At 63.8% G+C, this 20654-nt stretch carries 26 protein-coding genes; 18 read left to right on the top strand and 8 right to left on the bottom strand.

Annotation, left to right across the window (positions count from 1 at the left end; translation table 11 throughout):
- Positions 1–3: 3 nt before the first annotated feature.
- A complete protein-coding gene (locus WDJ60_RS08215) occupies positions 4–966 on the top strand; it encodes an ABC transporter ATP-binding protein (RefSeq protein WP_340099874.1) in 963 nt (320 codons plus the stop codon).
- On the top strand, positions 963–1811 hold the full coding sequence (locus tag WDJ60_RS08210; RefSeq protein ID WP_340099873.1) for an ABC transporter permease subunit: 849 nt from the start codon (positions 963–965) through the stop codon (positions 1809–1811). The genes WDJ60_RS08215 and WDJ60_RS08210 overlap by 4 nt, the downstream gene beginning before the upstream one ends.
- Here WDJ60_RS08210 and WDJ60_RS08205 read toward each other — a convergent pair whose 3' ends face one another.
- From WDJ60_RS08205 to WDJ60_RS08195, 3 genes are read right to left on the bottom strand one after another with little or no spacing between them, the layout of a single operon-like run.
- Entirely contained in the window at positions 1812–2480 is a 669-nt protein-coding gene (locus tag WDJ60_RS08205; RefSeq protein WP_340099872.1) for a DUF420 domain-containing protein, read from the bottom strand. It lies immediately after the preceding gene.
- A 48-nt stretch (positions 2481–2528) separates the two neighbouring features.
- Entirely contained in the window at positions 2529–3350 is an 822-nt protein-coding gene (locus WDJ60_RS08200) for an ABC transporter permease (RefSeq protein WP_340099871.1), read from the bottom strand.
- Positions 3347–4354 (bottom strand): ABC transporter ATP-binding protein, encoded by a 1008-nt coding sequence (locus WDJ60_RS08195; protein ID WP_340099870.1) that lies wholly within the window; start codon positions 4352–4354, stop codon positions 3347–3349. The genes WDJ60_RS08200 and WDJ60_RS08195 overlap by 4 nt, the downstream gene beginning before the upstream one ends.
- A 147-nt stretch (positions 4355–4501) precedes the next feature.
- Here WDJ60_RS08195 and WDJ60_RS08190 point away from each other — a divergent pair, with 147 nt between their 5' ends.
- The 4 genes from WDJ60_RS08190 to WDJ60_RS08175 all read left to right on the top strand — a co-directional run bounded on the left by WDJ60_RS08190 (position 4502) and on the right by WDJ60_RS08175 (position 7396).
- Positions 4502–4921: a cobalamin B12-binding domain-containing protein gene (locus WDJ60_RS08190; protein WP_340099869.1), complete on the top strand. Its 420-nt coding sequence runs from the start codon at positions 4502–4504 to the stop codon at positions 4919–4921.
- Positions 4918–5970: a methylmalonyl Co-A mutase-associated GTPase MeaB gene (meaB, locus tag WDJ60_RS08185; RefSeq protein WP_340099868.1), complete on the top strand. Its 1053-nt coding sequence runs from the start codon at positions 4918–4920 to the stop codon at positions 5968–5970. Before WDJ60_RS08190 ends, meaB begins: the two co-directional genes overlap by 4 nt.
- Before the next feature lie 152 nt (positions 5971–6122).
- On the top strand, positions 6123–6866 hold the full coding sequence (locus WDJ60_RS08180; RefSeq protein WP_340099867.1) for a DsbA family protein: 744 nt from the start codon (positions 6123–6125) through the stop codon (positions 6864–6866).
- Entirely contained in the window at positions 6863–7396 is a 534-nt protein-coding gene (locus WDJ60_RS08175) for a hypothetical protein (RefSeq protein ID WP_340099866.1), read from the top strand. Before WDJ60_RS08180 ends, WDJ60_RS08175 begins: the two co-directional genes overlap by 4 nt.
- Positions 7397–7410: 14 nt before the next feature.
- Here WDJ60_RS08175 and WDJ60_RS08170 read toward each other — a convergent pair whose 3' ends face one another.
- On the bottom strand, positions 7411–8658 hold the full coding sequence (locus WDJ60_RS08170) for a M20 family metallopeptidase (protein ID WP_340099865.1): 1248 nt from the start codon (positions 8656–8658) through the stop codon (positions 7411–7413).
- 12 nt (positions 8659–8670) lie between these two features.
- On the bottom strand, positions 8671–8886 hold the full coding sequence (locus WDJ60_RS08165) for a YgaP family membrane protein (RefSeq protein WP_340099864.1): 216 nt from the start codon (positions 8884–8886) through the stop codon (positions 8671–8673).
- A 120-nt stretch (positions 8887–9006) separates the two neighbouring features.
- Between WDJ60_RS08165 and WDJ60_RS08160 the strand changes: the two genes are divergently transcribed.
- Positions 9007–9327: a DUF7471 family protein gene (locus WDJ60_RS08160; RefSeq protein WP_340099863.1), complete on the top strand. Its 321-nt coding sequence runs from the start codon at positions 9007–9009 to the stop codon at positions 9325–9327.
- A gap of 69 nt (positions 9328–9396) precedes the next feature.
- Positions 9397–9909 carry a winged helix-turn-helix transcriptional regulator gene (locus WDJ60_RS08155; protein ID WP_340099862.1) on the top strand — a complete coding sequence of 171 codons (513 nt, stop codon included), beginning with the start codon at positions 9397–9399 and terminating at the stop codon, positions 9907–9909.
- 79 nt (positions 9910–9988) lie between these two features.
- Here the strand turns inward: WDJ60_RS08155 and WDJ60_RS08150 are convergent, their stop codons facing one another.
- The gene (locus WDJ60_RS08150; protein ID WP_340099861.1) at positions 9989–10837 is read right to left on the bottom strand and encodes a nitrous oxide reductase accessory protein NosL; all 849 of its coding nucleotides are present in this window, start codon (positions 10835–10837) and stop codon (positions 9989–9991) included.
- 107 nt (positions 10838–10944) lie between these two features.
- Between WDJ60_RS08150 and WDJ60_RS08145 the strand changes: the two genes are divergently transcribed.
- From WDJ60_RS08145 to WDJ60_RS08100, 10 genes are all read left to right on the top strand, one after another.
- The gene (locus WDJ60_RS08145; RefSeq protein ID WP_340099860.1) at positions 10945–11637 is read left to right on the top strand and encodes an SCO family protein; all 693 of its coding nucleotides are present in this window, start codon (positions 10945–10947) and stop codon (positions 11635–11637) included.
- Positions 11638–11639: 2 nt separating this feature from the next.
- Positions 11640–12428 (top strand): sulfite exporter TauE/SafE family protein, encoded by a 789-nt coding sequence (locus WDJ60_RS08140; protein WP_340099859.1) that lies wholly within the window; start codon positions 11640–11642, stop codon positions 12426–12428.
- Between the two features lie 39 nt (positions 12429–12467).
- Positions 12468–13010: a TlpA family protein disulfide reductase gene (locus WDJ60_RS08135; RefSeq protein ID WP_340099858.1), complete on the top strand. Its 543-nt coding sequence runs from the start codon at positions 12468–12470 to the stop codon at positions 13008–13010.
- Positions 13007–13693, top strand: a complete 687-nt coding sequence (locus WDJ60_RS08130; RefSeq protein WP_340099857.1) for a cytochrome c biogenesis protein CcdA — start codon at positions 13007–13009, stop codon at positions 13691–13693. The genes WDJ60_RS08135 and WDJ60_RS08130 overlap by 4 nt, the downstream gene beginning before the upstream one ends.
- Positions 13694–13762: 69 nt before the next feature.
- Positions 13763–14161 (top strand): thioredoxin, encoded by a 399-nt coding sequence (gene trxA, locus WDJ60_RS08125; RefSeq protein ID WP_340099856.1) that lies wholly within the window; start codon positions 13763–13765, stop codon positions 14159–14161.
- Between the two features lie 214 nt (positions 14162–14375).
- On the top strand, positions 14376–15035 hold the full coding sequence (locus WDJ60_RS08120; RefSeq protein WP_340099855.1) for a nitrous oxide reductase accessory protein NosL: 660 nt from the start codon (positions 14376–14378) through the stop codon (positions 15033–15035).
- Entirely contained in the window at positions 15032–16927 is a 1896-nt protein-coding gene (locus WDJ60_RS08115) for a NosD domain-containing protein (RefSeq protein ID WP_340099854.1), read from the top strand. Before WDJ60_RS08120 ends, WDJ60_RS08115 begins: the two co-directional genes overlap by 4 nt.
- On the top strand, positions 16924–17703 hold the full coding sequence (locus WDJ60_RS08110) for an ABC transporter ATP-binding protein (protein ID WP_340099853.1): 780 nt from the start codon (positions 16924–16926) through the stop codon (positions 17701–17703). Before WDJ60_RS08115 ends, WDJ60_RS08110 begins: the two co-directional genes overlap by 4 nt.
- On the top strand, positions 17700–18506 hold the full coding sequence (locus WDJ60_RS08105; RefSeq protein WP_340099852.1) for an ABC transporter permease: 807 nt from the start codon (positions 17700–17702) through the stop codon (positions 18504–18506). The genes WDJ60_RS08110 and WDJ60_RS08105 overlap by 4 nt, the downstream gene beginning before the upstream one ends.
- Positions 18507–18561: 55 nt before the next feature.
- Positions 18562–19497 carry an alpha/beta fold hydrolase gene (locus WDJ60_RS08100; RefSeq protein ID WP_340099851.1) on the top strand — a complete coding sequence of 312 codons (936 nt, stop codon included), beginning with the start codon at positions 18562–18564 and terminating at the stop codon, positions 19495–19497.
- Between the two features lie 45 nt (positions 19498–19542).
- Here WDJ60_RS08100 and WDJ60_RS08095 read toward each other — a convergent pair whose 3' ends face one another.
- The gene (locus WDJ60_RS08095; RefSeq protein ID WP_340099850.1) at positions 19543–20118 is read right to left on the bottom strand and encodes a flavodoxin domain-containing protein; all 576 of its coding nucleotides are present in this window, start codon (positions 20116–20118) and stop codon (positions 19543–19545) included.
- A gap of 56 nt (positions 20119–20174) precedes the next feature.
- Positions 20175–20618: a pyridoxamine 5'-phosphate oxidase family protein gene (locus tag WDJ60_RS08090; protein ID WP_340099849.1), complete on the bottom strand. Its 444-nt coding sequence runs from the start codon at positions 20616–20618 to the stop codon at positions 20175–20177.
- Positions 20619–20654 lie beyond the last annotated feature (36 nt).

Below are 20654 nucleotides of genomic sequence, written 5' to 3'. Positions count from 1 at the left end.
TGTATGCCCGCAATCCAGACTGACAACCTGACCAAACGGTTCGGGTCTGGGGAAGCGGCCATCGTCGCCCTGGATGGCCTCGACCTCACAGTCGACCGAGGTGAAGTGTTCGGCTTTCTCGGTCCCAACGGTGCCGGAAAGTCAACCACCATTAACATCCTCCTGAACTTCCTCGACCCCACTGAGGGGAGCGCAGAAGTGCTCGGCTACGACGTCCAGTCGGAGTCGATGGACGTCCGCAAGCGCACCGGCGTGTTGCCCGAGGGGTGTGAAGTGTTCGAACGGCTGACCGCCCGCGAGCACATCGAGTGGATGAAAGAGACGAAAGACGCCGACGAGGATACGATGGAGATTCTGGAGACGGTCGGCATCCCGGAGGCCGCCGACCGCAAAGCCGGCGACTTCTCGAAGGGGATGCAACAGCGCCTCGCACTCGGGATGGCGCTCGTCGGCGACCCGGAACTGCTCATCCTCGACGAACCCTCCTCGGGGCTGGACCCGACCGGGATGCAGGAGATGCGCGAAATAATCCAGGAGCAGGCCGAGCAGGGGACAACCGTCTTCTTCTCCAGTCATATCCTCAGCGAAGTCGAGGCCGTCTGTGACCGCGTCGCTATCCTCAGCGAGGGGAAGTTGATGGTCGAGGACTCCCTGGCGACGCTGCGCGACGAAGGCGGGATCGCTACTATCGACCTGGAAGTGAACGCGGTTCCCGACGACCTCGGACTCGACGCTATCGCGGAGGTTCAGGACGTGACCGTCGACGGGAATATCGTCTCGGTCACCTGTACGGACCCCGCAGCGAAGGTAGACGTCATCGAGCACGTCAACCGCCAGACCGATGTGCTGGACATCCTCTCGGAGGATACGTCGCTCGAAGAGGTGTTCAGACGCTACACCGGAAGCGACGCGACCACGAGACGCGACGGTGAAGCCAGCGACGAGGCTCCGGAGGTGACGGCATGAGCACGAGATCAATCGCCAAGCGGGACTTCCTGGACGTGCGCCGCGCACGACTCGTCTGGGGCCCCGTCGTGCTGTACACACTCTTTATGCTCCTGTTTTTCTGGGGACAGAGCTCCGCCGAGAACCCGGACTTCTACGCTATCGTGTGGTCGCTGCTCGGCCTCGGCGGCGCGCTCGTCATCCCGTTGATTGCGCTCGTCGCGGCCTACCTCTCGGTGGCCGGCGAACGAGAATCGGGGAGCATCAAGTTCACGCTGAGTGCGCCAGTCAAGCGCTCCTCGGTCATCTTCGGGAAACTCATCTCGCGGACCGCAATCGTCGTCGCCGGAATCCTCGTCGCCTTTGTCGTCGGCACGGTTGCCGGGATTGTTCTGGTCCCCGACATGACCTTCGAGTGGGGCGATTATCTGGTATTCATCGCGGTGACGCTGCTCTACGCGCTGGCGTACGTGAGCGTCGCCGTCGGCATCTCCGCGGCCACCGGGTCGCGGTCGCGCGCCATCGGTGGCAGCATCGGCTTTTTCTTCCTGTTCAACCTCGTCTGGAACTTCCTTCCCGTGCAGCCCACCGAGATGCTGCGCTTCCTCCTCGAACAACTCGGTCGCGACCCCGACAACTACCAGAACCTCCTCGAATTCGTCTTCTCGATCAGTCCGACCGGCGCGTATCTGAACTCAACGAAGCTGTTCATGAGCGACGAGTTCCTCGAACTGGTCGGGACGGCAGGTCGAACCGCCGACCCGTTCTACATCCAGGGGTGGTTCATGCTGGTCATCCTGGCGTTCTGGGTGGTCGCGCCGCTGGCTGTCGGCTTCTGGCGGTTCAACAACGCACAGCTCGGGTAGTTACTCCTCGCTCCCCATAACTTCCTGAGCGCCCGCTGTTTCAGACTGAAACGATGGCACGGCGACGAGCAGGAGCAACGCCGCGTGTCTGACTTCCCAGGCGTAGACGTGGTTGAGCAGAAAGTACGTGATGATGCCCAGCGCGAGGCTCACGCTCCAGGCCGTGACGGCAATCCGACCGTAGCGGGCGTGGCTGGTCTCGCGCAGTTCCGTCGGCGTGTGCGTGAGGCCGAGGATGACGGCGTAGAGCACGACCGGAACGGCGACGACCGAGAGGAAGATGTGGATGCCGAGCATCGCGAGGTAGGCGAGCGTCGCCAGTTCCGGCGCGACGATGGCTTTCTCGAACCCCCCGCCAGTCTTCCAGAGGTAGAAGACCAGAAAGAGGAGGATGAGCGAGAACGCGGTCAACATCGCGGCGCGGTGTTTGCGCACCTGGTCCGTCTTGATGAAGTACACGCCGGCGAGGAGGGAAGTCAGTGCCAGCGTGTTGATGCCAGCGATGATGTGACTGAAGAGATTGACCGTCTCCCGAGAGAGTTCCGGAAAGAGCGGGATGAAGCCGTAGAGTGCCCCGCCAACCAGTATGTACCCGATGACCGAGAGGACGGCGGTGATGGCACGCGGACGAGCACGAAGACCTGACCGGACGCTATCGGCGACTGCCATACGTCTCAGTCGGGTCTGCAGAGAGTAGTTGGTTTGGATTTTCGTCGGTCAGTAGTCACCGAGGACGCCCAGTTTGCGCGCCCGACGGGTGGTCCGCTCGAAGACGACGTATCCCAGGAACACGTAGCCGACGGCCGTCCCGACGAGAACAGCGAGGTCGAGCAGCGGGAACTCCCAGAGGCGCGTCCCGTCGACCATCGCCCGCTGGAGGAGGGCACTCCCCTGTGCCAGTGGCAACAATCTGACCCATCCCAGGTCGAACGCCGGTGCCGAGATGAGCAGAATGAAGCCGAACTGCAACAGGTTGAGCCAGTTGCCGATCTGCTTGTAGAGGACGGCGACGCCCCCCGCCGCAAACCCCAGTCCGAGAACCGACGCGATGGCGAGTGTCGAGACGACCACGATAGTCCCGACGGGCAACTGCAGCGGCGTCTGTGTCACCACCAGCATCACCGCGAGAATGAGCGACGAGGTGAGAAACGTCCGGACGATTTTGGCGATGCCCTTCAGGAAGGCAACCGGTGCGAATCCGAACGGCGTCATCACGTGTCGCTCCAGCGTTCCCCACTGCACCTCGCTCGCGATGTCGTTCGAGAGCGCTGAGTACGCCCCGACCGAGAGCGTCCAGAGGAAGTAGCCGACGATAATCCCTTCCAGAGAATCGGTCAGTGCCTGGCCGGCAATCATCCGTCCACCGTAGAACAACACCCCGAAAAAGAACAGCGAGATGACGATGCCACCGACAGCGTTGGCCGGGTAGCGAACGAAGATGAGCCACTCCCGGTAAAGTACTGCCTTCGCCAGCAGCAGGTAGCCTGCCGGACGGGCCTCGGTAGCGGGTTCGACTCGCTCTGACTCTGGTCCAGTCACCGTTCTCCCCCCGTAAGGTCGACGAACACGTCTTCGAGGTCCGCTTCTATGGTATTGACCGCATCCAGTCGCACGTCGTGGTCGCGTAGGTACGCCGCGAGCGCGTAGAAGCCGTCGCTGTCGGTCGCCGCCTCGATACGGATTCGGTCGTCGAACCGGTGGACATCGACCACGTCGAAGCGTTCTCGTACGTTCCCGAGCAGCGCTTCGTCGAAGTCGGGGCTGGTGACCCGATAGCTGCGGGTTCCCCCACCCGAGAGGAGGTTCGGGACGCTGTCGTCGGCGATGATTCGGCCGTCGTTCATGATGATGACCCGGTCGCAGATATCCTCGATGACATCCATATCGTGGCTGCTGACGACGACGGTCAGGTCGCGTTCCTCGACGATACGACGGAGTTCCCGCCGGAGCGTTCGGGAACTCTCGACGTCCAGTCCCAGCGTCGGTTCGTCCAGAAAGACGACGTCGGCCTCGCTGGCCAGCACACTCGCCAGCGAGACTTTCTGCTTCATGCCGCGGGAGAGGCTGCGAACTGGTTCGTCGGCCTTTTCAGCGAGGTCTAACTTTTCGAGCAGGCGGTCGTGACGGTCGGCAATCGAATCCGGGTCGACACCCTTGATCGTGGTGAAATACCGGAGGTTCTCGCGGACAGTGAGTCGCCAGTAGTCGTTTCGCGCTCCCTCGAGCATCGCGTCGACGTGGCGGTACGCCTCGCGCGGCTCGGCGAGGATGTCGATGCCGTCGACGTGGACTGACCCCTCGTCGGGCAGGACCATCCCGAGAATGGACTTGATCGTCGTCGTCTTTCCAGCGCCGTTTGGCCCCAGCAGACCGACGACCGACCCAGTTTCGACAGTAAAGGAGACGTCGTCGACGGCGACGACCTGTTCGTCGCCGCTGCCGAACCGCTTGGAGAGCCCCTCGACGCGGAGGGCGTGGTCACCGCCCGCTGAGAGGGGAGCGGATTCCTGTCCGCGCGGGGCCGACTGCTGGGACCGTTGCATACCCCGACGGAGGGGCCAGACGGACAAAAGCACAGTCCCGAGTCATCGATTCGGGCGGTCAGCGGTCCACGCTGGTTGTACTATCTCAGCCAGGGTTGGGTTGGGTGACCGTAACAGTGAAACGAGAAAACGGGGTAGGTATGGTGTATGAGCGCAGACCAGGAGCAGCGAACGATTCGATGTCTCGTCGCCAAGGCGGGACTGGACGGGCACGACCGGGGAGCCCACGTTATCTCGCGTGCGTTCCGCGACGCCGGATTCGAAGTTATCTACTCCGGCCTCCATCGCTCGCCTGACGAAATCGTCCAGGCGACAGTCCAGGAAGACGTGGACGTGCTGGGTATCTCGATTCTCTCCGGGGCACACGACACACTCGTCCCGCGAATCGTCGAGGGGCTCAAGGAGTACGACGCCTTCGAAGACACACTCATTCTCGTCGGTGGTATCATTCCGGACGACGACGAAGACGACCTGAAAGCCGCAGGCGTCGCCGAAGTGTTCGGTCCCGGCGCATCGATGGACGAGATGATAGAGTACGTCCGCGAGCACGTCCCCGAACGGCGATGACGACCGAGCTCACCGACGACCTCCTCGCCGGCAAGCACCGCGCACTGGCACGCGTCATCACGAAAATCGAAGACAGAGCGCCGGGCTACCGTGACCTGGTTTCGGAACTGCACCAGCACACCGGCCACGCCGATGTCATCGGTATCACGGGTTCGCCGGGTGCAGGTAAGTCGACGCTCGTCGACAAGATGGCCGCGACCTATCGCGACCGAGGACTCACCGTGGGAGTCATCGCCATCGACCCCTCGTCACCGTTTACCGGCGGCGCGGTGCTGGGCGACCGCATCCGGATGGCCTCGAACACCGGCGATATGGACGTGTTCTTCCGCTCGATGTCAGCCCGTGGCTCGCTGGGCGGCCTCTCGACGGCCACGACGGACGCTGTCAAAGCCCTCGACGCCTTCGGGAAAGACAAGATTATCATCGAGACCGTCGGTGCCGGCCAGAACGAAATTGACATTGTGAAGATGGCAGACACCGTCGCAGTCCTGGTTCCGCCGGGTAGCGGTGACGACGTGCAGATGCTCAAAGCCGGCATCCTCGAAATCGGCGACGTGTTCGTGGTCAACAAGGCCGACCTCGACGGCGCAGACCGGACAGTCATGGAGCTCAAAGAGATGATCGAGTATCGCGACAGCGGAATGCCATCGCGCGTGGGCCACCACGGCGCGAACGCTGGCGGGTTCGACCATCCAGACGAGATGGCAGACGGAGAGACCGACGAGGAAGACGGGTGGGTGCCCCCCGTCGTCGAGGCAGTCGCCAAGGACAGCCAGGGCGTCCAGGACGTCCTCGACGCGCTGGCCGACCACCGCGACTATCTCGCAACGAGCGGCGAACTCGAAGAGCAGGCACGGATGCGCTACGCCGAGGAGATTCGGACACTGCTCCGAGAGGACACTAGCGAGTTACTCGAAACGGAGATAGAGAATCGCGGCGGCCTCGACCAGTACGCAGCACAGGTCCACGACCGCGAAACGGACCCATATTCGGTCTCCGACGAGATTCTGGAACCGCTGGCCGAGTGTCTGGAGAGCAACCCGAAGTAACGCGGGAGAGGGGAGTTCAGGGCCACGGCCCGAGCTTTTCGATCTAAAATATACTCTCAAAGACGGCACTGCTGACGGATGCCCTGTCACCAACCGCGACCAGTCCCGGGATTGTAACATTTACCTGTATTGTCCTTCTGGGGCAATACTAGATGGCCCTTCCAGATTCAGTAAGCCGTCGGCGTGTGCTCGCTGCCGGGGTTGCAACGCTCGGCGCTGGCGGTGGCGTCGTGTACGGTGCGTCCAAACTTACGGAGTCAGACCCGACGACCGGGTCGGAACGTAACCCGCCACCCTTTCACCAGAGTACTGCGACCAGTTTTGGCGTCGATTTGACCGACAACCCGATTATGGGGCGCGAATCGGCCGACCTCGATTTACTCTACTGGGGCGAATACCAGTGTCCCTTCTGCAAGCAGTTCGAAGACGAAGCGCTCCCGAAACTAATCGAAAACGACGTACGAAGTGGCCGCGTACGCGTCGTCTTCCTCGAACTCCCGTATATGGGTGAAGACTCGATGACCGCCGCAGTTGCAGACCGGTGCGTCTGGGAGCAGGTCCGCGATACTGCACCCGGGCGGTACTGGCGCTGGCGGTCGACTATTTACGCGAATCAGGAGCCGAAAAACTCCGGCTGGGCAAACCGTGAGAACCTGCTCTCGATGACGGCGTCTGTCGACGGCGTCGACAGTGATGCCGTTGGGACCTGTCTGGACGGCCGTCGAGCCGAGTTCGAAGAACACGTCGAGGCAGAGCGCCGGGTCGCCCGGGAGTACGGCTTCGAAGGGACGCCATCGTTCCTCTTTGGCAACAGACAAACCGAAAAGGCCGGTAAACTCGTCGGCGCACAGCCCTACGAGAACTTCGAACGCGCGATGGACCAGCTGACCGCATGACTGACGCTGTCGCCCGCCACGCTGACCGGTTCGTGGCCGCGCTCGTGTACCCGCTGACGACAGGGACACGAACGCTACTTTCGGGTCTTATCGCGGTCGTAACCTACGGTCTGCTCATCCTGAGTGCGTTCCCAACTTACACGATTCAGATGCTCCAGACAGACCTCGGCTATCTCGACGAGACGGTGTTTGCGCTGACTGCCAACACCTACGCCACGGCGGGGTGGTTCGGGGTGAGCCTCGTCGTCGTCTACGCAGTTCTCACGGGCGTGGCCGTCGTCGTTGCCGGCGCCCAGATTCGTACTCAAGGAGTCCAGCGAGCCGGTGGTCTCACTGGAGTCCTCCCCGGAGTGCTTGCAGCGGGCTGTGCCAGCTGCGGGGCGGGTGTGCTCGGCCTGCTCGGCGTTGCCGGCGTCGTCGCTCTCATGCCGTTTCACGGGAACCTCCTGCGCGGGTTGGGTATCCTTGTCCTCGTGGGCTATCTCTCACGGACGGGCGATCCGACAACCTGCGCCATCGAGACGGAGTAGACCGGCCCCGCCGGTCACGCGCTCGCAAACGCGAACGGGAGCGCCGCGTAAACGGCGGCGTTGCCGGCGAGCGCCTCGACGGTGGTGTACTCGTCGGCGGCGTGGACAGTATCGGTTCCCAGTCCGAACTCGACGGTTGGGATACCAGCGTTTCTGAGTGTCTTCGCGTCACCACCGCCGGTGGCACTCCGTCGGTAGATTCGTTCGCCGGTGACATCTTCGGCCGTCTCGGCGACGGCCTTAACCAGCGGACTATCGACAGGTTCGTAGGTACCGACGCTCCAGCTCACCTCCTCGATGGTGATGCCAGTACAACCGTCGACACATTCACGGATACGCGCGAGGATACGCTCGGTGTCGACGGCCGGCGCAAGTCGGATATCGACGCGAGCGCGGGCCGACTGTGGGACGGAGTTGATGCTTTCACCGCCCTCGATAGTTCCGAGGTTGACCGTCGGATAGGTGAACAGCTCTCTGGCAGCGGATTCACCGAGGCGTGGCGCGTAGTACTCGACGGACTCCTCGACGATGGGGTCGAGTGCTGCGTCCAGGTCGAGGCGGTCGGTCCTAAACTCGGTCCGGATGCGCTCGACGGCGTCGTAGAGTCGGTCGATAGCGTTCTCGCCGAGCATCGGCCGCGAGCCGTGGGCCGCCGTCCCGGTCGCAGTGAGCGTGAGCCAGATGCTCCCCCGGTCGGCGACCGTCACCGAGTGACGGCCCTGTTCACAGGTTGTTTCCCCGATGACACAGCCGTCAGCAGCCAGGTCCCGATTGGCGAGGAGTGTGGGAAGGCCAGCCTCGCCACCCGTCTCCTCGTCGCTCACGAAGGCAAACTGCAGTGTGACTGGTGGTGTCGTCTCCGTCTCGGCGAAGGCCCGGACGGCCAGAACCATGGCAGCGACAGCGCCTTTCATATCCGTCGCGCCGCGCCCGTAGAGGCGGTCACCGTCACGCTCGCCGAGCGGGTCGTGGGTCCACGTCTCCTCGTCGAACGGGACCGTATCGAGGTGGCCATTGTACAGTAACGTCCGGTCGGATTCGCCGGGGAGGGTCGCGAGGAGGTTCGGCTTCGCCGGGTCGGCAACGATGCGCTCGGTATCGAGGCCCAGCGCCGACAGCGTGGTCTCCAGACTCCCGGCAAGCGACGCCGTCTCGCCCGGTGGATTCTGCGTGTCGACGGCAAGCAGGTCGTGTGCCTGTTCGACCAGCGACTCGCGGTGGGTCTCCAGAAACGCGGTCACCGCAGCGCGCGGTTCAACCATTACGTCCCAGTGCTATCGGCCACTCGTGTCGATGCCGAGCAGTCGATTCAGGATACACGTGCGCGATAGCCCGGTGACGAGGAAGACGACCCCGAGCAGGAGCGCAATTGCTCCCGGAACAGTCCCCAGCGGGAGGACTTCGACGAGCGCAGCGATGCCGACGAGTGCCAGGAGCGGCCCTGCGACGAGCCGTGCAGTTCTGTCTAGTCCGCCGACGTTTTGTTCCATATTCGTGCTTCGGACGGAAGAGTCAAATAATTTTGCATAAAGTTCACAATACCCGAGGTGCGACGAGCGGCTCGAAGTCGTAACACACTCGCCAACCGAGCGTGTAGAGGCGACAGAGCGATGTACCAGGCAGTCGGAGAGTGGTTAAGTGGGACCGAAGCGGCGGTACTGCTCGTCGTTCTCGGACTGGCGACACTCGGGACGGCGGCGCTGTTTCTGGTCGGGGTGGCAGGGTATCGACGCCGCGGGACGAGTGTGTATCTGCTGTTGACAGTCGCACTCGGGCTGCTCGTCTGCCGGTCCGTCGTCGGGTTCGGGACGGCACTCGGGATCGTCCCCATGCCGATTCACCACCTCATCGAACACGGCTCCGATTTCGCGGTGGCGACACTCGTTCTCTACGCGCTCTATCGCAGCGGTCCTCCGTCGCCGTCGGTCTGACTCGTTCGTTCTCGCTGCCCGGGAACAGGTGTGGCCTATTTATGTGACAGGGAGCTAGCGAGGAGTGATATGAGCGACGTGAGACGTGCAGTCCACCAGCATGTCGAGTCCCATCCGGGAGTCCACTTCAACGAACTCGCCCGGAACCTCGATATCGCAACCGGGCAAGCGCAGTACCACATCCGCCGGTTGCTCGATTCGGGGACGCTAGACACGACTGAGGTCCGCGGACGGACCCACTACTTTCCGGACGGGTACGACCCGTGGGAGCAGCGGACGATCGCACTGCTCCGGCGGGAGACTGTCCGCAGTATCATCGTCTACGCCCTGGAGGAGACGGAGCCGGCGGCAGCGGACCTGGCCGACGACATCGATGTCGCGCGGAGTACGATTTCCTGGCACGTCTCGACGCTCGTCGACGCCGATGTCGCCGAGAAGTGCTACGACGAACACGGCCGGAGCTACATCCGACTGACGAGACCCGACGAAACCAGACGTCTCCTCGACGAGATTACGCCCTCGCTGCCGGACCGACTCGTCGACCGCTTCACCCGACTGGTCGATGCCAATCTCGCCGACTGATACTGTCGGACTAAGCCCTTCGTGAGAAAACTCGCGGCCTCGCCGTGCCAGAGTTCCCGCTGGCTTGCGGCCGTGGGAGCTACTCCAGGAACCGTCCGCGGTACTGACTCGCCAGGTCGCGGTCGAACGCGGACAGTTCGACGATATCCTCTTCTGTGAGAGTATCCACCTCGTCGACGTACGCCACGGCGTCCTCGCGGTTCGCAAAGGGCGCCGGATTCAGGCGCATCGGGTCGTCGAGTCGGTCCGAGTCGGTCTCCAGCGCGTAGTACGCGCTCGTCCCGTCGACGAGTTCTCTCGTCTCGAGGTCCCTGACCCAAAGCCCCGCGATATCGGCGTCTGTCTCGGCGAACTCGTCCGTGGCTGCGTAGTAGGTCGTCGCACAGCCCGACGTACAGAAGAACTCCCGCGTGTCGTCGGTGTGGACCGTCTGCGCGTTCCATTCGGGGAAGTTTGCGACGTCCATATCGCACACAGCACACGTCGCGTCCTCGGGCACGTCGACGGCCTGAACGGTGTCGCCGCCGTCGCCGTCCTCTTCGTGTGCGACGTAGCTGACACAGTAGCCATCTGGCTCGATGTTCCCCTCGACGATCGCACAGGCGCCGATGTCGTCGCCGTTCTTGTCCGGGATGTAGAAGGCACAGCCAGAACACTGCTGGCCCCCTTCTGGTTGGTCCTGGTAACTCACGGCGTCTTTCGAGGAGAGCGAGTCGGGGTCGCGCTGTTGCCCGTTCAGTGCGGTTGCCGTCTCGTACTCGTCGGGGACATCGTCGGTCAGCGTAGCGTCCGGGGAGTCGTCGCCGTTTCCATCATCGCCGCCGTTTCCGTCGTCACCGCCACACCCCGCGAGGGCGGCAGCGGAACTGGTTCCGAGCAGTGCGAGCAGCGTTCGTCGGTCGAGGGCTGGACCGTCTCGTCTGGGCATACCGAGAGGTACGTCAGAGAAATACAAATGTAGTCTGGTGCACCCATCGAAGTATTTCGAGAAGTGCACCAGATTGCTTACCTGCGTCAGTCCGCTACTGCTGAGTGATGGACAGACGGACGTATCTTGCAGCCAGCATCGGGACTGCCGTCGCGAGCGCAGGTTGTCTCACGTCAGTCCTCGGAGACAGTGACGGACAAAGCGAGCCAGTACTCGACAGGCCCGCAGACCAGCAGTACGACAGTGAGGACATCCCCTATCCGGCCTACGGACAGGCGTTTCCGGATTTTTCCGTTCCGGACCCGCTGGCCGGGGAGACGGTCTCGACGGCCGACCTGGGCGAGACGCTGGTCGTGACTGGCTTCTTTGCGACCTGTCCGGTAGAGTGTGTCCGCCTCATCGGGCAGCTGGCCGGCGTCCAGCAGGGAACCGTCGAGAAGGGAATCGACGGGGACGTGACGTTCCTGGCGATTACGTTCGACCCCGCGCGGGACGATGCGGAGACGCTCCGAGAGTACGGCCAGCAGATGAACGTCGACATGGACGCGGGGAACTGGCGCTTTCTCCGCCCGGAGAGCGAGGACCGGGCCAAAGCCGTCGTCGACGAGAAACTCGGTATCACCTTCGACCGTATCGGTGCGGGAGAATCAGAGCGTCTGCCGGGCTATGATTTCCGGCACCTCTCGTTGACATTCCTCCGAAATCCCGACGGCGTCGTCGAACGGGCCTATCGGACCGATAGTCCCGACCACGAGCGCGTCCTCTCGGACGTGGAAACGGTCGTCGATGCCACCACCTGACGATGGCAACATGCACACCAGCCAATCCACTGCTCGGGACGGAGACGATCGGACTTCCCGTACTGGCGCTCGTCGGCTTACTCGGCGGTGCACACTGTATCGGGATGTGCGGGCCGCTCGTCGCGACCTACGCCGACCGGATGGGAGAGACCGGCAGAGACGGAATCCTCACGCTCCGACAGGTTCGCCAGCACGCGCTGTTCAACCTCGGCCGAACGGCCAGTTACACGCTACTCGGCGGGCTCTTCGGGCTCGCGGGAGAGCTTGTCTTCGTCAGCATCCGCGACGTGACCCTCGTCGCGACGGAGGTCCGCGCCGTCACGGGTATCACCGTGGGTCTGGTCGTCGCTTCCGTCGGTGCCAGCTACGCCACTGGTGGCAGCGGCCGAACGGTCCCGATACCGGGCATCGAACGCGTCGCAGCGGCCGTGCGCGGGCACCTGCTCCCGCGCGTGGACGCCTGGGTAGGGGACTACCGCATCGCCGGGCTGGGTGCGGTCCACGGCTTCCTCCCCTGTCCGCTGCTGTATCCTGCGTACCTGTACGCCTTCGTTCAGGGGTCCGCACTCGGCGGGGCAGCCGCGCTGGCCGCACTCGGCCTGGGGACCATTCCGGCCGTCTTCCTGACGGGGACGGTGTTCAACGGTCTGGACGTCAGCGGCCGCAAACACCTCCACAGGGCACTGGGTGTCGCGTTCGTCGTCCTCGGCTACATCCCGCTCCAGCACGGACTCGCCGCACTCGGCATCGCACTCCCGGCAGTCCCGCTCCCTCATTTCCAGCCATGGTAAGCGACACAGCGAGACGGTCGACAGCTGGGGGTGACTCGCGTGCGCAGGCGTGAGTTGCTCGCGACGCTCGCCAGCGCGACGGCAGCCGCGACCGCAGGCTGTGACAGTCTCGGCGAATCGGCGACAGGAGAGCGCGACAGCGAACAGGGACCGGTGACCGTCGAGACCATCGATGCTCCCGGCAGCGACGCGGGAACGGTGACCGTTCCGGCCCCCGAGCGCGTGACGTTCGTCGAGTTCTTCGCGACGACCTGCGATATCTGCGCCTCGCAGATGCCCGTCGTCGGCGAGGCCTACCAGCGCGTCGACGACGATGTGCAGTTTCTCTCGGTGACTAGCGAGCCCGTCGGGCTGAGTGTCTCGAAAGACGAAGTCGCGTCGTGGTGGGCCGACCACGACGGCTCCTGGCCCGTCGCCACCGACGACGGCACCACACTCGCCCGCCGATACGACGCAACCAGCGTCCCGACAGCAGTCGTCATCGACGCCGCTGGGACCGTGACGTGGTCGCACTCCGGCCGGGTCGAGACGGCAACACTCGCCGAAGAGATTCAGTCGGCTCGCGCCGGTGGGCAGGCGTGAGCGAGCCGCTCGCCGGCCATCTCGCCTTCGCCGCCGGGGCCGGCCTGGCGACCTTTCTGTCGCCGTGTGCGCTCCCGCTGGTGCCGGGCTACGTCGGCTACTACGCGAGCGCATCGGGGGGCGACCAGCACGCAGCCGGCATCGCAGCACGCGGGATAGCGGCCGCGACCGGTGTCCTCGTGGCACTTGGAACGCTCGCGGGCCTGGCAATCGTCGTCGGTCGGCCCGTCACCCGGGCGCTCCCGGTCGTCGAACCGGCCGTCGGCGTCGCACTCGTCGTCCTCGGTGCGCTCGTCGTGACTGGACGCGGTCCCAGCTGGCGCGTGCCGCTGCCGGCACGTCGTGCGGATACGCCCGGGTTCGCACTCTTTGGCGTCGGGTACGCAGGCGCGTCGGCCGGCTGTGTCCTCCCCATCTTTCTGGCCGTCGTGGTGCAGGCAATCTCGCTCCCCGTGCCGGCCGCAGCGGCCGTCGTCACCGTCTACGCAGCCAGCGTCGCGGTGCCGTTACTGGCAATCACTATCGCAGTCGGCCTCGGTCTGGACGTTGCCGCGGGTCGAATAGCCGGCCACGGTGCCTTCCTGGAGAACGCTGCCGGAGCCGTACTGGTCCTCGCCGGTGTCGGACAGATTGTCGTCGCCGTCGCGCCAGCTGCCGTCCCGTCGCTGCCGGCCGTGGTGTGAACCCACAGCCACGTAGTATTGTGGAAAATATGCAAACAACTAAAACCTTCCAGTGCCTACGGTCTCTCGATGAGCGAGGACAACTCACTCGAGGACATCCGAAAGAAAAAGCGCGAACAACTGGTCGAAGAGGATCAAGGAGCCAATGCACCGTCCGAACCGATTCACGTCAACGGGCAGGCGGAACTCGACGAAGCAGTGCAGCAGTACGACGTGGTACTGGTTGACTTCTACGCGGATTGGTGCGGACCGTGCAAGATGCTCGAACCAATCGTGCAGTCGCTCGCCGAAGAAACTGACGCCGCAGTTGCGAAAGTCGACGTAGACGCGAACCAGCAACTCGCCGGACAGTACGGCGTGCAGGGCGTGCCGACGCTGGTGTTGTTCGCCAACGGCCAACAGGCCGAGCAGATGGTCGGTGTCCAGCAAAAAGAGGCGCTGGCCCAGACCATCGCCAAGTACAGCTAATCGGGTCCGCCGAGCAGTCTGCTGACGCCCCATTTTGCGCTCCGTCCCGTCGACAGTCCCGACTGGGACGCAACCGGATAGATGTGTGTGTAAAACACACTAGTATGGTTCTCGTAAGAGGTTACAAATGCGACAAGAGTATAAAACCGTCGGCGGTTACCACGAGTCAGTGACCGACTCTACACTTTTCTGTCGCACGCGCGAATCTACTGGTATGTGTGACCGCCACAGCAGTCGTGTCTGTGAGAGACACGAGGCGACCAGCAGACAGCGCGACATCGGCGGGAGGGGCGCCAGTGAAGCGGCGCTGACGCGACGGACAGTGCTCGCTGGCAGCGCTGCGGTCGCTCTCGGGCTTTCCGGTTGCCTCGGTTCTGACGGAGACGACGGTGGGGACGTTCCCGAGCCAATATCGCTGACGCAGGACGACCAGTGTGAGGTCTGTGGGATGGTTATTCCGAATCACCCCGGGCCGAACGCACAGATATTCTACGCGGATCAGACCCCCACCGGTCATCCGAACCCGGCGCACTTTTGCAGCACGTGGGAGGCGTTCCAGTACGACTTCGAACGCCAAAACGAGGGGTGGAACAGGGACGTATTCTACGTCACCGACTACTCATCGGTCGACTACGAACTGACCACCGATGCCGGAGATACGCTCATCTCGACACACGTCGAGGCAGATGCGTTCGTGGACGCGGCAGGCGTTACCTTCGTCGCTGGCTCCGAAGTGAAAGGCGCGATGGGGCGTGACCTCATCGGGTTCTCGGACCAGGCCGACGCAGAGGATTTCCAGTCGGAGTACGGCGGGACGGTGGTCGCGTTCGAAGACGTGACCGAGTCGACCATCGCAGAACTCGCGAGCACATGAAGACAGTTACCTACGCCGGAGTCGCGGTCGTGCTCGCCCTCCTGCTCGCCGCGAGTGGCTTCGCGACGAGTCCGGCCGGCGGGGAGCAACTTTCACCGGTCCCCTTCGACGAGACGCTCACGACAGGGCTGACCGGTGTCGACGTCCAGCAGGCCCAGGCGGCCGGCTACGTCGTCCCGAAAGGACAGGTGTTCTACTCGCAGTACCAGTACGTCGTCGGCTACTACGGGATGGAGGCGCTCGTCTCGGGCGTTACCGGGAGTCGCCACACCGAACAGTTCGGCCAGCCACTCGGCGTGTTCGTCACCGACCTCTCGGGGACCGACCCGCAACTCACCGACGAGGGCTACGTGACGCTCTCGAACAGCGTCGAGCGCGGCTGGGCGCGCGCAGACGAGTCGTGGTTCGTCGTCGACACCGCGGCCCGAACGCCCGCCGGACCGACGACAGTCCCGTTCGGTGACCGGGACGCAGCGCGGGAGTTCGCTCGCGAGCACGACGGCGAAGTCGTCGACTGGGACGGGTTGAAAAGCCGTCTCGCCGGCCGAACTGGCGAGAGCGACCTCGAGCCGCCAACAGCCGAGCGCCAGCAGTGGGCCAACGAGACCGTCGAGACGGCACAGCAGACGCGCGACCGCCCCACTTCAGTGGTCGTCGGCGAAGACGCTCCCACACTCGCGGCGGCCGTCGAGCAGGCACCGGCGAACACCACGATCGAACTCCCACCGGGCCGCTACGACACGAATCTCACCATCAGCAAGCCAGTCACACTCCGTGGTGCTGGCAACGAGACGGTCCTGGACGGTGGCGACAACGGGACTGTCGTGACAATCCGCTCACCCCGTGTGGGAATCACCGACCTCCGGTTTACCGGGGTTGGAGAGAGCAACGCCGGGGACATGCAGCCGGACAACGGCTCCGAGTGGGACGAGCGAATCAGACTCGCCTACGGGTATGGCGATGCAGCCATCCGGATGGGTGACGCCCATCACTCGCTGGTCGAGAACGTCACCATCGACACGCCATCGAACGGCGTCGTTGCGCTCAACAGTACGGGCGCTGTCGTTCACGACACCGAGGTGTACGGCGCGGAGGAGTGGCAGGACGGATTCATGAGCGTGCTGCCGATGTACTCGCGGATGGTCGTCGAGGACTCGTACTTCGACGGGGGTCGTGACGCCGTCTACACACACTACGCCGACGGGACGGTCGTCCGGAACAACGAGATGGAAAACCTCCGCTACGGCCTCCACGAGATGTACACCAGCAACATCCTGGCGTTCAACAACACCATGCGCAACACCAACGCCGGCATCATCCTGATGACCCGACCGACCGGGAACGTCCAGGTCGGAAATGACGTCCGCGACAGCGAGATCGGTATCCTCACCGTCGGCGCGGCCTCGTATACCAACGACAACGTCCTCGTGAACAACGACATCGGACTCTCTATCGGTACCAGTCGGTCGGTCTACCGGGCGAACACCGTCGTCGACAACAACGTCGGCATCCGGTCGTCGACGATGCTCCCCACCAACGATGTCTTCGAGAACGACGTCGTGGCCAACGGCCAGCCGGTCTCGGCCAGCCTCGGCACGCTCAACAGCTGGGCCGTTGATGGGCGCGGGAACTACTGGGGGCCGGTCCCCGGATTCGACCGCGATGGGGACGGCGTCGGTGACCGGACCTACCGCCCGACGGATACCGTCGACCGGACCGCCCAGTATTCGGCGGGCAGCTACACGCTCGCACACGCACCGACGATACAGACGCTCAGACAGTTCCAGCAGTCTGTCCCCGGGTTGCGTGGGTCGACGATTGTCGACCCCGCGCCGCTGACGGACCCGGTCAATCGGGAGCGACTCGAGACGCTGAACGTGACTACACCATGACTTCCCAGACAACCACACAGCAGGAAGCACCGGACAGGGAGTACGAGACAGTCGTCGACGTATCGGAACTGAGCCACTCGTTCGGTGACCTCGACGTGCTCGGTGACGTGTCCTTCAGCGTCGACGCCGGAACTATCGCGTGTATCATCGGCCCCAACGGGAGCGGCAAGACCACGCTGCTCCGTCTCATCGCTGGGTTGCTCGAACCCGATACGGGGAGCGTACGCGTCGCCGGGGAGGGCGACCGCAGCGTGGGCTATCTCGCCCAGCAACCCGCGTTCCGGCCGCAGTTCACCGTCCGAGAGACTATCGAGTTCTACGGTTCGCTCGTCGATGGGGCAGTCGATACCGAGGAGATCCTCGAACGGGTCGGCCTCACGGCGGTGGCCGACCGGCGCGTCGACGCCCTCTCCGGTGGAATGTTACGTCTGCTCGGCATCGCCCAGACGACGGTCGGTGACCCGTCGGTACTCGTCCTCGACGAACCCTCCAGCGGCCTCGACCCGACGATGACCCGCCACATCACCGAGGTAGTCGGGGAGCTCGCGGCGGCGGACGATGCCATCCTGTTTGCGACCCACGACCTGCGTTCGGTCGAGCGCATCGCAGACACGGTGCTGGTCGTCGACCGGGGAGAACTGGTCGCGACCGGGACGCCGGACGAACTGCTGGCCGAAACCGACACCGACACGCTCGAAGACGCGCTCGAGCGGCTCAGCAGAGGCGAGGGTGCCGTCAGCGTCTCGGCCGGCCTCCACGGAGGTGAGCACGCGTGAGTGACTACCGCTACGTACTGGACGTGGCACAGCGGGAGTTCCTGACCGTCCTGCGGACGCCCATGTTACTCCTGCTGGGTGCCGGATACATCCTGCTGGTGGCTGGGATCGCGTGGCTCGGTGCAACTGGTGCCTACCTCGCGCTCGTGCTAGACCTGTTGACGCCCGTGGAGGTGCTCGTTCCAGTGCTCGCGTTCGCCTTCGGCTACCGGGCACTGCTGGGCGACCGCGAAAGCGGCGAACTGGAGACTATTCGCACCTATCCGATCGCCAGCGGCGGCTACGTCTTCGGCGTCTACGTCGGTCGTGCAGTCGTCGTGCTCGGTGTCGTTCTCCTCGGTCTCTTCGTATCAGCAGTGTTCGTGCCGATGAGCCAGGAACGTCAGCTCTCGGTTATCGCCTCTCACGCCACGGTCGATTCCCCGACGCTGTACCTGCGGTACATCCTGTTGACCGCACTCTTCGCGCTCGTCATCCTCGCGATCGCGATTCTCGTCTCGGCCGCGGCGCGCTCGACACGCGGTGGTCTCGCGCTCGCTGCCGGCGCAGTGATCACACTCGTCGTCGGCCTCGACAGCGCGCTTATCGGGTCGCTGACCGGCGGCTTCGTCTCACCGGACGGCGTCACAGCACTCCTCGCGATCAGTCCGAACAGCGCCTACCGGAGCCTCGTCTTCGCGATGAGTGTCGCTCCGACGGGGGTGAGCGTCCCCGCGGGACCGACGGCTCTCGTCAGCATCATCGGGCTCGTGGTGTGGCTGGTCGCGGCACTCGGTCTCGCGTCGGTGCTCGCGTGGCGCTGACAACCGGATACGTCCGAACATCACGTATATACCCCAGAGGGCCCTTTGTAGGGGTATGAAACTCCGGAACCTCTTCGGCGTCGCGGCGGGAACCGTCGGCCTGACCGCACTCGCCAACCGTCTGTTGACGGCCCGGTCTGGAGACTTCGAACCGTATCTCGACGGCGACCACGGCACCTACCGCTGGCGGGGCTTCGACATCGGCTACACCGAGGCCGGCGACCCCGAAGACCAGGATGTGCTGCTCTTTCACGGCATCAACGCCGCCGGGTCAAGCCACGAGTTCTTCCGAATCTTCGACGAGTTGAGCGAGGAGTACCACGTCATCGCGCCGGACCTCCCCGGCTTCGGACACTCCGATCGGCCACCGCTGATGTACTCTGCCTCGCTGTACACCACCTTCGTCACCGACGCCATCGAGGACCTCGCCGACGAACCGCCAGTCGTCGTCGCCTCCTCGCTGACTGGCTCCTACGCCGCGATGGCTGCCCGGAAAAACGACGTGAAGGAACTCGTTCTCGTCGCGCCGACGGACTCCTCGATGGGCGGCGGTCGCGTCTGGCTGCGCGCGCTGCTTCGCTCGCCGGTCGTCGGACAGGGCATCTACAACCTCATCGCCAGCAAGTACTCGATCCGGCACTTCCACGACGACCACGGCTACTACGACATGGAGAACCTCCCCGACGACGTGGTCGACTACGAGTGGCAGTCGGCCCACCAGCCCGGTGCGCGCTTCGCGCCAGCATCCTTTGTCAGTGGCTTCCTCGACCCTGACGAGGAGCTGGGCGACGCACTCGAAGAGCTAGACGTGCCTATCACGCTCGTCTGGGGTCGCGAGGCCGACATCACGCCGCTCGAAGACGGTCGAAAGCTCGCCAAGCGCGTCGATGCGCGGCTCGTGGTCTTCGACAACTCGCTTTTGCTCCCGCACGTCGAACATCCCGAGGAGTTCCTCGACGTGGTTCGCGGGCGAATCAAAATCGAGACCTGAGTCAGGCTTACGGCGGTTCGAAGACTGTGTTGTCCCCGATGGTGCCTACGCGGAGTCATCGGCGGGCGGCCCCACGCCGAGTCTCCCCTCGACAAATGCGGCAAAGTCGTTCGAGAACTGCTCGACTTCGACCCAGTCGGTGTACTCGTAATCACGGCTGGTGTCAGTGTCACCCGTCGCGCCTTTCGCAATCCGCTTCATAAGCAGGCGCTTGAGAAAGCCGTATTCGGAGTACCGCAACGCACCACCGAAGAGACCGATTCGGTCGGGGTGCCACCCCGTCTCCTCGATGAAACTCTCGACGTAGCCCGCGGCCTCGGCCCGTCGCTGTTCGTCGTCAGCCACCGAAGAGAGAGACACCTGAGAGAAGCCTGTCGGTCGCGAGACCAGGTCGTCACGATGTTCGCGGACGAACCTGAGCACAGACTGCTGGTGTTTCCCAACGTGAATCGACCCACCAACGAGGACAGCATCGCTGTCAGCTACTGAGGGCGACGAGTCCGTACTCACGTCCACGGCAGTCACATCGTGGCCGCGGTCTCGGAGTGTCTCGGCGATTCGCTCGGCGACTTTCGCTGTCTGTCCCTCGCCAGTCCCGTAGGCAATCAAGATGGTCGCCATCGGTCTGTCCTATTTCTCAAGCGACAAAGAACGCGATACCGGTTCGTTCCGGGGAGTCATGTCCGCGTCGCTTGCTCTTTGCGCCCGGTCAACTCGTCGGGCACCAGCCGGACGAACTCGAACTCGACGGTCCCGGGTTGCTGTCCGAAGATGTCGAACAGCGGGATGTGAACCCGCTCTAATCCTTCGAGTGCCTCCTGTGGTTGCTCCTCCTCGATGTCTGAGAGGTGGCCGCGCGCGACGACGCTCTGATAGCGTTCGTCGACCGAATCGTGTGTGACAAACGACACAGGTCGGCCCCCCAGTTCACCCTTCTCGCTGTCCGGCCCGACGGCCAGTCGAAAATAAAAGACCCCCTCCTCGACGTCGTAGCCGTAGGAAACCGGCACCGAGTGTGGCGGGTCCGCGCTCGTCGTCGACAGCGAGATGACGCCGGTCCCGCTGGTCCCAAGAAACTGGTCGACCTCCTCACGGTCCATCTCGATAGTTGGCTCTGCCATACGGACACTACGACTGGGCGACATATAAGCGCGTGT

Source organism: Salinibaculum salinum, assembly GCF_037645885.1.
GTDB lineage: Archaea > Halobacteriota > Halobacteria > Halobacteriales > Haloarculaceae > Salinibaculum > Salinibaculum salinum.
The sequence above is the reverse complement of the archived record's forward strand: the minus strand, read 5'-3'. Positions and strand labels throughout refer to the sequence as shown.

Excerpts from the sequence above, each read along its gene's own strand:
- WDJ60_RS08215 (WP_340099874.1), top strand. The coding sequence starts at position 4 with ATGCCCGCAATCCAGACTGACAACCTGACCAAACGGTTCGGGTCTGGG.
- WDJ60_RS08210 (WP_340099873.1), top strand. The coding sequence starts at position 963 with ATGAGCACGAGATCAATCGCCAAGCGGGACTTCCTGGACGTGCGCCGC.
- WDJ60_RS08205 (WP_340099872.1), bottom strand. The coding sequence starts at position 2,480 with ATGGCAGTCGCCGATAGCGTCCGGTCAGGTCTTCGTGCTCGTCCGCGT.
- WDJ60_RS08195 (WP_340099870.1), bottom strand. The coding sequence starts at position 4,354 with ATGCAACGGTCCCAGCAGTCGGCCCCGCGCGGACAGGAATCCGCTCCC.
- WDJ60_RS08190 (WP_340099869.1), top strand. The coding sequence starts at position 4,502 with ATGAGCGCAGACCAGGAGCAGCGAACGATTCGATGTCTCGTCGCCAAG.
- meaB (WP_340099868.1), top strand. The coding sequence starts at position 4,918 with ATGACGACCGAGCTCACCGACGACCTCCTCGCCGGCAAGCACCGCGCA.
- WDJ60_RS08180 (WP_340099867.1), top strand. The coding sequence starts at position 6,123 with ATGGCCCTTCCAGATTCAGTAAGCCGTCGGCGTGTGCTCGCTGCCGGG.
- WDJ60_RS08175 (WP_340099866.1), top strand. The coding sequence starts at position 6,863 with ATGACTGACGCTGTCGCCCGCCACGCTGACCGGTTCGTGGCCGCGCTC.
- WDJ60_RS08170 (WP_340099865.1), bottom strand. The coding sequence starts at position 8,658 with ATGGTTGAACCGCGCGCTGCGGTGACCGCGTTTCTGGAGACCCACCGC.
- WDJ60_RS08165 (WP_340099864.1), bottom strand. The coding sequence starts at position 8,886 with ATGGAACAAAACGTCGGCGGACTAGACAGAACTGCACGGCTCGTCGCA.
- WDJ60_RS08160 (WP_340099863.1), top strand. The coding sequence starts at position 9,007 with ATGTACCAGGCAGTCGGAGAGTGGTTAAGTGGGACCGAAGCGGCGGTA.
- WDJ60_RS08155 (WP_340099862.1), top strand. The coding sequence starts at position 9,397 with ATGAGCGACGTGAGACGTGCAGTCCACCAGCATGTCGAGTCCCATCCG.
- WDJ60_RS08150 (WP_340099861.1), bottom strand. The coding sequence starts at position 10,837 with ATGCCCAGACGAGACGGTCCAGCCCTCGACCGACGAACGCTGCTCGCA.
- WDJ60_RS08145 (WP_340099860.1), top strand. The coding sequence starts at position 10,945 with ATGGACAGACGGACGTATCTTGCAGCCAGCATCGGGACTGCCGTCGCG.
- WDJ60_RS08140 (WP_340099859.1), top strand. The coding sequence starts at position 11,640 with ATGGCAACATGCACACCAGCCAATCCACTGCTCGGGACGGAGACGATC.
- trxA (WP_340099856.1), top strand. The coding sequence starts at position 13,763 with ATGAGCGAGGACAACTCACTCGAGGACATCCGAAAGAAAAAGCGCGAA.
- WDJ60_RS08120 (WP_340099855.1), top strand. The coding sequence starts at position 14,376 with ATGTGTGACCGCCACAGCAGTCGTGTCTGTGAGAGACACGAGGCGACC.
- WDJ60_RS08115 (WP_340099854.1), top strand. The coding sequence starts at position 15,032 with ATGAAGACAGTTACCTACGCCGGAGTCGCGGTCGTGCTCGCCCTCCTG.
- WDJ60_RS08110 (WP_340099853.1), top strand. The coding sequence starts at position 16,924 with ATGACTTCCCAGACAACCACACAGCAGGAAGCACCGGACAGGGAGTAC.
- WDJ60_RS08100 (WP_340099851.1), top strand. The coding sequence starts at position 18,562 with ATGAAACTCCGGAACCTCTTCGGCGTCGCGGCGGGAACCGTCGGCCTG.
- WDJ60_RS08095 (WP_340099850.1), bottom strand. The coding sequence starts at position 20,118 with ATGGCGACCATCTTGATTGCCTACGGGACTGGCGAGGGACAGACAGCG.
- WDJ60_RS08090 (WP_340099849.1), bottom strand. The coding sequence starts at position 20,618 with ATGGCAGAGCCAACTATCGAGATGGACCGTGAGGAGGTCGACCAGTTT.